The following is a 10,695-nucleotide window of genomic DNA, read 5'->3' as shown; positions in this document are numbered from 1 at the left end:
TACTCGGCGTCGGCAGCGGCCTCAGCGGCGGCCTCGGCAGCGGCCTCAGCGGCAGCGGCGGCCTTGGCAGCGGCCTTCTTGGAGATCTTGTTCCTCTCCTGCTTGACGGGCTCGCCCTCGCGCAGGATGGCGACGAGGTGCTCGACGGCGTTGGAGAGCTGGGCGCCCTTGGCGGTCCACTCGTCGACCTTCTCGAGGTTGATCTCGATGGTCTTCGGGTTGGTCAGCGGGTTGTAGCGGCCGACCTGCTCGATGTAGCGACCGTCGCGGGGCATGCGGCTGTCGGCGACGACGACGCGGTAGTACGGGCGCTTCTTGGCACCGTGACGGGCCAGGCGAATCTTGACTGCCAAGGTAAAACTCCTTCAAACGAGCGGCGCGCGAAGTAGATAAGGTCGGGCCGCGCCGCAGGCCCACAAACAGTTATTCATCTTACGACAACTGTTTTGGCGCGCAAGGTGCAGTTTTTGTGAACAACGGCTCGCGCGGCCCGCTGTTCAGCGCGCTTCAGCGGTTTTTAAGGGCATCTGGGTAGGATAAACCGCGACAAAAGCCCTAAGGTGCCTGAAATCAAGGAGGCCCACATGAATGTTCTGGTCATTGAGGACGAGAGGAACCTCGCCGACGCGATCGTGAAGATCCTTGAGGACGAGGGTTACAACGCCGAGGCCACCTACGACGGCAAGGCTGGCCTCACCTGCGCGAAGAGCGGGCTGTACGACGCCATCGTCCTCGACGTCATGCTCCCGGCGATGAGCGGCTACGACGTGGTCAACCAGATGAGGCACGCCGGGGTGTCGACGCCCGTGCTCATGCTCACCGCAAGGACCTCGACCGAGGACAAGGTCCGCGGCCTCGACTCCGGCGCCGACGACTATATGACGAAGCCCTTCGAGGCGCCCGAGCTGCTGGCCCGCCTGCGCGCGCTCACGCGCCGCCGCGGCGACGTCCTCATCGACGAGATCAAGTTCGCCGACGTCAGTCTCGACCTCAACACCCACGACCTCGCCTGCGACGAGAAATCGGTGCACCTCTCCGGCAAGGAGTTCGAGGTCATGAGCATCCTCATGGGATCTAACTCGCGCGTCGTCTCGAAGCAGGACCTCCTGACCCGCGTGTGGGGCGTCGACGGCGAGGCTTCGGAGAACTCCGTCGAGGCGTACGTCTCGTTCTTGCGCAAGAAGCTCGCGCACATCGGCTCCAAGGTCCAGATCACGACGCTGCGCATGCTCGGCTACCGCCTCGAGGTGCTCTAGCCGAGGCAGGAGGGAATGCCCATGCTCGAGAAGCTCAAGCGGGAGTTCGCCCTGATCGCGCTCGGCCTCTCGGGCGGGGTGCTGCTGCTCGCGCTGCTGCTCTCGCTCGTGACCAACTGGTCGACGCAGACCTCGATCACGCAGTCGCTCCTGCGGCAGAGCCTGCAGGACGGCGTCGCCGTCAGCCCAAAGATGGGCTCGAAGGACCGCGAGGGCAGCGTCGGTGCGGACAGCATGCTCACCATCACGGTGGACGTCTCGAGCGGCGGCGTCATGCTGAGCCGCTCGGACTCCCCCGCCGCCATCGACGAGGACGACCTCAGGGAGGTCGTCCAGCAGGCGGTCGCCTCCCCCGACGAGCAGGGCTTCGACTTCGGCAGGCACATCGCCTGGGCCACAAAGAAGACCGCCTACGGCATGAGGATCGCGCTGTGCGACACCTTCTCGCGCGACAAGGCGATGAGCAAGCAGGCGCTCTCGAGCGCGAGCATCCTCATCGTCTCGCTCGTGGTCCTCTACGGGGTCTCGCGGAAGTTCGCGGGATGGGCCATCCGGCCGGTGGCAGAGGCCTGGGACGCGCAGCGGCGCTTCATATCCGACGCGTCCCATGAGCTCAAGACCCCGCTCGCGGTGATCCTCGCCAACACGCAGATACTCCAGAAGTCGACCTCCGTCAGCGAGGAGGACCGCCGCTGGGTGACGAGCACGGCCGACGAGGCGGGGCACATGAAGGGGCTCGTCGAGGACCTCCTGACGCTCGCGCGCGCCGATGAGGCCAAGGCGGGCTCCGTCGGCGCCGCGGCCCCGCTCGTGGACGTCGACCTCACCGGCATCGTCGAGGAGGCGGCGCTCGAGTTCGACCCGGTCGCCTTTGAGCGCGGGTGCGAGATCGAGTGCGACGCCGTTCAAGGCGTCTGTGTCCGGGGCGACCGGGCCCAACTCGCCCGCGTGGCGAGCACGCTGCTGGACAACGCGACCAAGTACGCGCCCAAGGGAACGACGGTCGGCGTCAAGCTCGCGCGCGAGGGCAAACACGCGCACCTCACGGTGAACAACGGCGGCCCCGCCATCGAAGCCGAGGACGTGAAGCACCTCTTCGACCGCTTCTACCGCACCGACAAGGCGCGCAGCCGCGAAGAGACGGGCGGTTTCGGGCTCGGCCTCGCCATCGCGAAGAGCATCGTCGAGGCCCACGGCGGAAAGATCTGGGCCGAGAGCACAGACGCCGACGGCACGACCTTCCACGTCGTTATATAGCGCAAGCGATACGGCACGAGCGGCCCCGGCCCGGCCCGCTCGTGCCGTATAATCGCGGCATGGGAGCAAGAAGCGACATACCCGGGCTGGACGGCTGGTCGGGGCCCGCGATCGGGCTTTTGGACCTCGACGCCTTCTTCGCGTCGGTCGAGCAGATGGACCATCCCGAGTGGCGCGGCAAGCCCGTGATCGTCGGCGGCTCCTCGAAGAAGCGCGGCGTCGTCTCGACCGCCTCCTACGAGGCGAGGCGCTACGGGGTCCATTCCGCCATGCCCGCCTACCAGGCGGAGCGGCTGTGCCCCCAGGCGATCTGGGTCCAGGGCAACTTCGCCCGGTACCGCGAGATGAGCCAAAAGGTCATGGCGCTCCTGCTCGACGAGACGCCGCTCGTCGAGCAGGTGTCAATCGACGAGGCGTTCTTCGACGTGACGCCAGGGCGCTGGTCGCGCGAGAGCCCCGTCGACATCTGCCGCCGCGTGCAGTCGCGCGTGTCTGCCCTGGGGATCACCTGCTCGATCGGCATCGGCGTGAACAAGACCGTTGCAAAGATCGCCTCGGAGCGCGAGAAGCCCCGGGGCCTCACGGTCGTCTTCCCCGGGACCGAGCGGACCTTCCTCGCGCCGCTGCCCGTCGGCGCCATGAGCGGGATCGGCGAGGCCACCAGAAAAAAGCTCGCCTCGATGGGCATAAAGACGCTCGGCCAGCTCTCGCGGCTGCCCGAGGGCGAGGCGGCTCGCAGCTTCGGCGTCTCGGGCCCGAGGATGGTGCTGCGCGCCGCTGGGCTCGAGCGCAGCTCCGTCGCCCGCGCCGCTGACCCAGAGGCGCCCAAGAGCGTCTCGAACGAGCGCACCTTCGGCGAGGACCTCACCGACGAGAAGGAGATACGCGCCGCGATCATGCACATCGCCGGCATCGTGGGCCGCAGGCTCCGAGCGAAAGGTCTTCGCGGATCGACCGTAACCCTCAAGGTCAAGTACGACGCGCTCACGGGCCGCACGGCCCAGGCGCGGCTCGGCGCGCGCACCGACGAGGAGGAGGTCTTCGGCCGGGAGGCGCAGGCTCTCCTTCCCCAGCTATGGAGCCCGGGCATGCACGTGAGGCTGCTCGGTGTGGGCGTCTCCGGCTTCGAGGAGACGGCGCCCGTGCAGATGGGGCTCTTCTCGTCCCAGCAGGAAGCCCGCTCCGAGGAGGCGAGCGCGCTCTCCCGAGCATGCGACGAGCTGAAGGCGCGCTTCGGCGACTCCGCCGTCCGCTACGGCCGTGACCTCCGCTTCGACGGCCGCGTCTCGGACACGCAGCCCCAGGGGAAGTAGAGAGTCGTCGCCTCCGGCGCGCCCCGGTCGGAAGTCAAGGAGCTTCGCAGCAACGAAGCGGCCCCTTTGATTCTTCCCACGCGCGAGTCGCGCAGCGAGCGAGCCGCGAAGCGGCGAGCGCCGAGCAGCGTGGGAAGAATCAAAGGGGCCGCGATGGGTTCGAGAAGGCTACTCCACGGGGGCGGCGCCCTCGAGGTCGAGCTTCACGCGGGGGGCGTCTCCCCAGAGGCGCTCGAGGCGGTAGAAGTCGCGGGTCTCGGGGTTGAAGACGTGGACGCAGACCGAGCCGTAGTCGACCAGCACCCAGTTCAGGCCCTCGCGGCCTTCGCACGAGACGGGGCGCACCTCGCAGTTCTGGAAGACCTTCTCGCGCACCTCGTCGACGATGGCGTCGACCTGGCGGTTGTTGGCGCCGGTGCAGATCACGAAGTAGTCGCAGACATCGGTCGTGCCGATGAGGTCGATGACGACGATGTCGGTGGCCTTCTTCGCGTCGGCGGCGACGGCGGCGGCGCGGGCGATGTCGAGGGAGGTTATTGCCATGTGTAGGGTTCTCCTAACCGTGAACGGGTGCTTCTAGCGGTCGCGACCTGCGCGCTCCGCGGCCAATGCATTATAAATCCTTATTGTTCCCTCGTAGAGATGGCGCGAGCCCTCGAGCACGTAGACGATGCCGCCGACAAAGGAATTCCAGAAGACATCGTCGAGCGGGGCGCGCCCGACGAGCGCGCGGGTGGCCTCGATGCCCTCGCTCGAGGGGCGCAGGGGCTCGATGCCGTCGGCGACGAAGAGGATCTTGTCGAGGGGGCTCATCTTATAGCCCGCGGTCGTGTGGACGCTGATCGCGTGCCAGACCTCGTCGGGGAGCTCGGGGTAGCGCTCGGGCAGCTCGCGGGCGGCGACGCAGCCGTGGAGCAGCGGCTTCACGTCGGCATAGTCGGCGCCCTCGAAGTCGAGCTCGAGGGCGCGCGCCCGCTCGATGAGCTCGTCGTCGGGCACGACCTTGTCCCAGTCGTGGAGAAGCCCGGAAACCCTCGCCAGGAAGGGGTCGGCACCGTACATGAGCGCCATAGACTCGGCCGTCGAGGCGACCGAGATCGAGTGCGCGAGGCGCTTGGGCTTGGCGGCGAGCTGGACGGCGACGTCGGACTCGACCTTCGCGATGTAGGCGAGCTGGGCCGGAGTGTAGCAGGCGCCCGAGGGCTTCTCGGCGCCTTTCTTCTTTGCGCACATGCTAGGCGAACACATCCCCTGTCTGTCCGTAATGACGTGAAGAGGCACCGTAGAGCCGGTGCTTGTGGAGGTAGCCCGTGACCGGGTCGGGCGTGAGGTAGCGCAGGCTCTCCCCCGCGGCGACGCGCTCGCGCAGGTAGGAGGACGAGATGGCGAGCGCGGGGACCTCGAGGTAGGTGACGTCGAACTCGATGCCGGACTCCTCGATGGCGTCAACGGCGCGATCGAGGTTGTAGCCGGGGCGCGTGGCGGCAACGAGATGTGCCACGCCGGCAATGCGCGCCGCGTCATGCCAGGTGACGATCTCGGCGATGGCGTCGGCGCCCGTGATGAAGTAGAACTCGACGTTTTCGGGGTAGAGCTCGCGCAGGCGCACGAGGGTGTCGGCCGTATAGGTCACGCCCTCGCGGTCGATCTCGAAGCGGGAGGCGAGGAAGTGGGGGTTGTCGGCGGTCGCGAGCAGCGTCATCGCGAAGCGGTCCTCGCCGGAGGTGACCTTCTTGTCGAGCTTGAAGGCGGGGCGCCCGGCGGGCATGAAGACAACGACGTTGAGGTCGAGGTCGGAGTAGGCCTGCTCGGCCGCGACGAGGTGGCCGTAGTGGATCGGGTCGAACGTGCCGCCCATGATGCCCAGGCGGTAGCGCTTGGACTCCGTGGCGCCGAGGATGGGCAGGCCGGAGGCCTCGAGCCTCTCTTTCCAGTCGGGCGGCATGCTCATCGCACCTGCCCGTCCCCTCTGATCTGGAACTTCGTGGTTGTGAGGGCTTCCGCGCCCATGGGGCCGCGGGCGTGGAGCTTCTGGGTGCTGATGCCGATCTCTCCACCGAGCCCGAAGACCCCGCCGTCAGTGAAGCGCGTCGAGGCGTTGACGTAGACGCACGCAGCGTCGACGCGCGCGAGGAAGCGCTCGGAAGCCGCGTAGGACTCGGTGACGATTGCCTCGGAGTGGCGCGTGCCGTAGCGGTTGATGTGGTCGATCGCCTCGTCGAGGCCGTCGACCACACGCACGCTGATCTCGAGCGCGAGGTACTCGCGGCCCCAGTCCTCATCGGTCGCGTCCACGAAGCTCGCGAGCGCGCAGGCGGGCGCGAGGGCGCGAGACTCCGCGTCGCCGTGGATCATGACGCCCGCGTCCGCGAGCTCGCCGAGCATGGCCGGCAAGAAGGACGGCGCGACCGAGCGGTCCACGAGCAACGACTCCGCCGCGTTGCAGACGCCGACGCGCTGGGTCTTCGCGTTCATGACGATGGAGCGGGCGCGGTCGAGGTCGGCGGACTCATGCACGTAGATGTGGCAGTTGCCGGTGCCGGTCTCGATGGTGGGGACCTTCGCGTTCTCCACGCAGGCGCGGATGAGCCCGGCGCCGCCGCGCGGGATGAGGACGTCGACGAGGCCGACGGCCCCGAGGAGCTCGGAGGTGCGCGCGTGCCCGGCGTCGTCGGCCACATACGCAACCGTCGCGGCGGGAAGGCCCGCGCCGACGCAGGCATCGCGGCACAGCGAGGCTATGGCGAGGCAGGAGTCGTTGGCCGCGCTGCCGCCCTTGAGCAGGCACGCATTGCCCGCGCGAAGGCACAGCGCGAAGGCGTCGGCGGTCACGTTAGGGCGCGCCTCGTAGATCATGGCGACGACGCCGAGGGGTACCGTCACCTTCTGGATGCGCAGGCCGTCCGCGTTCACGTGGCCGCCGACGACGCGCCCAAGCGGGTCAGGCTGCGCCGCGACCTCATCCATGGCGGAGGCGATCGAGCGAACGCGCCCCTCGTCGAGCATGAGCCTATCGAGGAGCCCATCGCTCATGCCCGCCTCGCGGGCCCGCGCCATATCGCGGGCGTTGGCGACGACGACGTCGCCCGAGCGGTCGCGCAGCAGCCCGGCGGCAGCGCGGATGGCAGTCGAGCGCGCCTCCGCGGAGGCGGCGGCGATGTCGGGGGCGGCGTCGTGGGCCGCCCGGGCCAGTTCAAGCGCAAGTCCCATGGGAACCCCCTGAGCTAAAAGACGAGGAGCTCGTCGCGGTGGACCGCGGGCACGGCAGCCTCGTCGCCGAGGAAACGGGCTATGACGTCGAGCTTGAGGCCGCGCACGCGCTGCATGTCATCCGAAGAGTACCTCACGACTCCGCGGCCGATGAGCTCCCCTTCCGGATTCGTAACGTTCACGACCTCGCCGGAAGCGAAGGCGCCGTCGACGTGCGTGACACCCACGGGAAGGATCGAGGCCCCGCGCTCCACGACGGCGCACGTCGCGCCCTCGTCGAGCCTGAGCGTGCCCCGGACCACCTCGGCGAGGCCGATCCAGAGCTTGCGGCCGTGCTCATGGGCGCCGTCGGCGGGCGGCTGGAACCTCGTGCCCACCGAGGCCCCCGAGGCGACCTCGCAAAGCACGTTCGGCCTCCTGCCCTCGCAGATCACGGTAGGAATGCCCGCCGCCATCATGGCGCGGGCGGCCCGCACCTTGGAGGACATGCCGCCCGTGCCGAACGAGCTCGAGGAGCCGCCGGCCATGGCGGAGATGCTGTGGTCCACCTCGGTCACGAGGGGGATGAGCTCAGCCGCGGGGTCCTCGGAGGGGTTCGCGGTGTAGAGCCCGTCGACGTCGGACATGATCACATAGAGGTCGGCGCCCACAAGGCCGCTCACGATGGCTCCGAGCATGTCGTTGTCGCCGAAGGTGAACTCGGCGACGCTCACGGTGTCGTTCTCGTTGACCACGGGCACGCACCCGAGGTCGAGCAGTCGCTCGATGGTGTTGCGGGCGTTCAGGTACCCCTCGCGGTCGACGACGTCGCGACGGGTAAGGAGGACCTGACCGCAGGCGACGCCGCGCTCGCGGAGCACCTCGGCGTAGGCCTCGGTGAGGGCCGTCTGGCCCACGGCGGCGCAAGCCTGCAGCGTTGCGATGTCGGAGGGGCGTTCCGCCATGCCGAGCGCGTCGCGACCGGCAGCTGCGGCGCCCGAGGAGACCACGACGACGCGCTCCCCCGCCTCGCGCAGCGCCACGACCTGGTCGCAGAGGCTGCGAATGAAGGGACGGTCGAGCGCGCCCTTCTCGTCGACCAGCGTGGACGAGCCGATCTTGAAGACGATGAGGCGGCCGGGCACTACTCCTCAGCCTCCCCGTCGACAAAGACGGCCTCGTCTTCGCGGAGCTCGGCGAACTCGTCGGGCTCGTCGTCGCCCTCGTAGTTGAAGGCGAAGCCGAGGACGCGCACCTCGTCGCCGGTGACGGCGCCCGCGCGGCGGAGCTTCTCGTCGAGGCCGCAGCGCGAGAAGCGGTGCTGCAGGTAGGCGACGGCGTCCTCGTTGTCCCAGTCGGTCTGAACGACCATGCGCTCGATGGACCCGCCGGAGACGCGCCAGGCGCAGCCGTCCTCGCGGGTGATGCGAAGGGCGTTGTCCCTGCGCTGGCGGTTGCGCTCCCACTGCTCGGAGAGGTCTCGCTCGGGCTCGGCGGCCTTGAGCTCCTCGCGCAGCACCGCCACCTGGGCGGCCACTTTGGTCACGAGCTCGTCGAGGCCGAGGCCCGTCGCGGCCGAGACCGCGAAGAACTCGTGGCCGTCCGCCTCCGCGGCGGCGCGTAGGCGCTCGATCTGGTCCTCGTAGCCGGGGAGGTCGCATTTGTTCGCGATCACCATCTGCGGGCGCTCGGAGAGCTCGGAGGCGTAGGCCGCGAGCTCGGCGTTGATGGTGCGATAGTCCTCCACGACGTCGCGGCCCTCGTAGCCGCCCGTGACGTCGACGACGTGCAGGATAAGGGCGGTGCGCTCGATGTGGCGCAGGAACTGATGGCCGAGGCCCTTGCCCTCGCTCGCGCCCTCGATGAGGCCGGGGACGTCCGCCGCGACGAACGACTGGCCGTTGGCCGCGCGGGCGACGCCGAGGTTGGGGATGAGCGTCGTGAAGGGGTAGTCGGCGACCTTGGGGCGCGCGGCCGAGATGCGCGCGATGATGGAGCTCTTGCCCACCGAGGGCATGCCCACCAGGGCGGCGTCGGCCATGAGCTTCATCTCGAGCTCGATCCAGTGCTCGATGGCGGGCTCGCCCTTCTCTGCGAAGGCGGGGGCGCGGCGCACGGAGGTGACGAAGTGCGTGTTGCCGAGGCCACCGCGGCCGCCGGGGGCGACGATGACGCGCTCCCCCGGCTGCGTGAGGTCGGCGAGCTCGCAGACGGGCTTCTGCGTCTGGGCGTCGAGCTCGCGCACGACCGTGCCCAGGGGGACCTTGAGGATGAGGTCGGCGCCGTCGGAGCCGTGGCGCTTGGCGCCCTTGCCGTGCGTGCCGCGCTCGGCGCGGAAGTGGTGCTTGTAGCGGTAGTCGATCAGCGACGAGAGCTGCGCGTCGGCCACGACCACGACGTCGCCGCCGTGCCCGCCGTCGCCGCCGTCGGGGCCGCCCTTGGGCACGAACGCCTCGCGGCGGAACGACATGCAGCCGGCGCCGCCGTCGCCGCCCTTGACGTTGATGTGGGAAAGATCGGTGAAGGTGTTGTCCACGTGCGGCTCCAAAGTCGTGCGTCTCTTGTTACTGCAAAAGAGTATAGCCAGATAAAAAGAGGGACCCCGCGTATGCAGGGCCCCAAATAAGAACAATCAAAAAGAGAATCTACGCCTCGCGGACGTGGACCATGTGCTTGACGCCCTTGGTGAACTCCACCTTGCCGGCCTTGAGGGCGAACAGGGTGTCGTCCTTACCGATGCCGACGTTCTCGCCGGGGTGGATGTGGGTGCCGCGCTGACGGACGAGAATCTCGCCGGCCTTGACGTTCTGGCCGCCGAAGCGCTTGGTGCCGAGGCGCTGCGCCTGCGAGTCGCGACCGTTCTTAGAAGTGCCCTGGCCCTTCTTGTGTGCCATAGAAATTACCTGCTTTCGGTAACCGGGAAAACTGACTAAGCGTTGATGGAAGCGATCTTGATCTTCGTCAGCTGCTGACGGTGACCCTTGTCACGCTGATAGCGCTTGCGCTTCTTGAACTTGAAGACACGGACCTTCTCGCCCTTGAACTGCTCGAGGACCTCGGCGGTGACGGTCTTGTCCTGGAGGGGGGCAGAGCCAACGACCGTGGACTTGCCGTCGCTCAGAAGCAGGACGGGGAGCTCCACCTTGTCGCCAGGCTGCACATCGAGCTTCTCGACGGCGAGGACGTCGCCCTCGGCAACCTTATACTGCTTGCCACCAGTTGCGATGATTGCGTACATTCTTGAACCCTTCATTGCTGGCGTTAGTGCAACAGTCACTCATATTACTCAAGCCGCTCTGACCAGTCAACGGAGCATGTTGTTGACCAGCTGGGTCCCACCGGGGAAACGGTAGCGGTACCAACTGGTCGTCGGCAGTCAGGCAACTTGTATGAATATAGAGGTAATCGGCCCAAAAGGCGCAACATCTAGAGCGGATTCACAAGAAGGCCACTATTGGCGTCCTCGTGTGCCTGGGAGGTGCGGCAGACCTTGAGGCAGTCGTAGCCGCGCGCCTCGCCCGCCGCGCCCGCGAGCGCGTGGTCGATGAGGAGCTGCGGGCGCAGCGCGCCGGCGTTGCTCGAGCGCGTGTCGAGCGCGAGCGCGACGCCGCCCTTGACGTCTGCGCACTCCCACGAGACGAGCGCGCCCGAAACGTCGATGGACTTCTTTTTGTCCCCGC

Annotated in this window: 13 protein-coding genes; 3 read left to right on the top strand and 10 right to left on the bottom strand. The window is 68.0% G+C overall.

Annotated features, from left to right (window positions below; translation table 11 throughout):
- The coding region (rpsP, locus tag ACT84W_RS02775; protein ID WP_417576535.1) for a 30S ribosomal protein S16 at nucleotides 1-353 on the bottom strand (353 nt) is incomplete at its 3' end.
- Nucleotides 354-584: 231 nt separating this feature from the next.
- Between rpsP and ACT84W_RS02770 the strand changes: the two genes are divergently transcribed.
- Genes ACT84W_RS02770 through dinB form a run of 3 tightly spaced genes read left to right on the top strand, consistent with a single transcriptional unit; the run spans nucleotide 585 to nucleotide 3,826 of the window.
- Nucleotides 585-1,256, top strand: coding sequence for a response regulator transcription factor (locus tag ACT84W_RS02770; protein WP_444328135.1), 672 nt, complete (start codon nucleotides 585-587; stop codon nucleotides 1,254-1,256).
- A gap of 21 nt (nucleotides 1,257-1,277) precedes the next feature.
- Nucleotides 1,278-2,513: a sensor histidine kinase gene (locus tag ACT84W_RS02765; RefSeq protein WP_444328134.1), complete on the top strand. Its 1,236-nt coding sequence runs from the start codon at nucleotides 1,278-1,280 to the stop codon at nucleotides 2,511-2,513.
- Between the two features lie 59 nt (nucleotides 2,514-2,572).
- Nucleotides 2,573-3,826 (top strand): DNA polymerase IV, encoded by a 1,254-nt coding sequence (gene dinB, locus ACT84W_RS02760; RefSeq protein WP_417576532.1) that lies wholly within the window; start codon nucleotides 2,573-2,575, stop codon nucleotides 3,824-3,826.
- Nucleotides 3,827-3,994: 168 nt separating this feature from the next.
- Here the strand turns inward: dinB and rsfS are convergent, their stop codons facing one another.
- The 9 genes from rsfS to ACT84W_RS02715 form a co-directional block, all read right to left on the bottom strand.
- On the bottom strand, nucleotides 3,995-4,369 hold the full coding sequence (gene rsfS / locus ACT84W_RS02755) for a ribosome silencing factor (protein WP_417576531.1): 375 nt from the start codon (nucleotides 4,367-4,369) through the stop codon (nucleotides 3,995-3,997).
- 33 nt (nucleotides 4,370-4,402) lie between these two features.
- On the bottom strand, nucleotides 4,403-5,059 hold the full coding sequence (gene yqeK, locus ACT84W_RS02750) for a bis(5'-nucleosyl)-tetraphosphatase (symmetrical) YqeK (protein ID WP_444328133.1): 657 nt from the start codon (nucleotides 5,057-5,059) through the stop codon (nucleotides 4,403-4,405).
- A gap of 1 nt (nucleotide 5,060) precedes the next feature.
- A complete protein-coding gene (gene nadD, locus ACT84W_RS02745) occupies nucleotides 5,061-5,777 on the bottom strand; it encodes a nicotinate-nucleotide adenylyltransferase (RefSeq protein WP_417576529.1) in 717 nt (238 codons plus the stop codon).
- Complete coding sequence (locus ACT84W_RS02740) at nucleotides 5,774-7,036, bottom strand: glutamate-5-semialdehyde dehydrogenase (RefSeq protein ID WP_444328132.1); 1,263 nt, start codon at nucleotides 7,034-7,036, stop codon at nucleotides 5,774-5,776. The genes nadD and ACT84W_RS02740 overlap by 4 nt, the downstream gene beginning before the upstream one ends.
- 14 nt (nucleotides 7,037-7,050) lie before the next feature.
- A complete protein-coding gene (proB, locus tag ACT84W_RS02735) occupies nucleotides 7,051-8,160 on the bottom strand; it encodes a glutamate 5-kinase (protein ID WP_444328131.1) in 1,110 nt (369 codons plus the stop codon).
- A complete protein-coding gene (gene obgE / locus ACT84W_RS02730; RefSeq protein WP_444328130.1) occupies nucleotides 8,160-9,551 on the bottom strand; it encodes a GTPase ObgE in 1,392 nt (463 codons plus the stop codon). Before obgE ends, proB begins: the two co-directional genes overlap by 1 nt.
- Before the next feature lie 109 nt (nucleotides 9,552-9,660).
- The gene (gene rpmA, locus ACT84W_RS02725; RefSeq protein WP_417576525.1) at nucleotides 9,661-9,909 is read right to left on the bottom strand and encodes a 50S ribosomal protein L27; all 249 of its coding nucleotides are present in this window, start codon (nucleotides 9,907-9,909) and stop codon (nucleotides 9,661-9,663) included.
- Between the two features lie 35 nt (nucleotides 9,910-9,944).
- Nucleotides 9,945-10,253 (bottom strand): 50S ribosomal protein L21, encoded by a 309-nt coding sequence (rplU, locus tag ACT84W_RS02720; protein ID WP_417576524.1) that lies wholly within the window; start codon nucleotides 10,251-10,253, stop codon nucleotides 9,945-9,947.
- A 188-nt stretch (nucleotides 10,254-10,441) separates the two neighbouring features.
- On the bottom strand, nucleotides 10,442-10,695 hold a 254-nt coding region (locus ACT84W_RS02715; protein ID WP_444328129.1), incomplete at its 5' end, for a hypothetical protein.

Origin of the sequence: Paratractidigestivibacter sp., assembly GCF_052362415.1 — a bacterium.
Lineage (GTDB): Bacteria > Actinomycetota > Coriobacteriia > Coriobacteriales > Atopobiaceae > Paratractidigestivibacter.
This window is presented reverse-complemented; position numbering and strand designations above follow the sequence as displayed.

Excerpts from the sequence above, each read along its gene's own strand:
- ACT84W_RS02770 (WP_444328135.1), top strand. The coding sequence starts at position 585 with ATGAATGTTCTGGTCATTGAGGACGAGAGGAACCTCGCCGACGCGATC.
- ACT84W_RS02765 (WP_444328134.1), top strand. The coding sequence starts at position 1,278 with ATGCTCGAGAAGCTCAAGCGGGAGTTCGCCCTGATCGCGCTCGGCCTC.
- dinB (WP_417576532.1), top strand. The coding sequence starts at position 2,573 with ATGGGAGCAAGAAGCGACATACCCGGGCTGGACGGCTGGTCGGGGCCC.
- rsfS (WP_417576531.1), bottom strand. The coding sequence starts at position 4,369 with ATGGCAATAACCTCCCTCGACATCGCCCGCGCCGCCGCCGTCGCCGCC.
- yqeK (WP_444328133.1), bottom strand. The coding sequence starts at position 5,059 with ATGTGCGCAAAGAAGAAAGGCGCCGAGAAGCCCTCGGGCGCCTGCTAC.
- nadD (WP_417576529.1), bottom strand. The coding sequence starts at position 5,777 with ATGAGCATGCCGCCCGACTGGAAAGAGAGGCTCGAGGCCTCCGGCCTG.
- ACT84W_RS02740 (WP_444328132.1), bottom strand. The coding sequence starts at position 7,036 with ATGGGACTTGCGCTTGAACTGGCCCGGGCGGCCCACGACGCCGCCCCC.
- rpmA (WP_417576525.1), bottom strand. The coding sequence starts at position 9,909 with ATGGCACACAAGAAGGGCCAGGGCACTTCTAAGAACGGTCGCGACTCG.
- rplU (WP_417576524.1), bottom strand. The coding sequence starts at position 10,253 with ATGTACGCAATCATCGCAACTGGTGGCAAGCAGTATAAGGTTGCCGAG.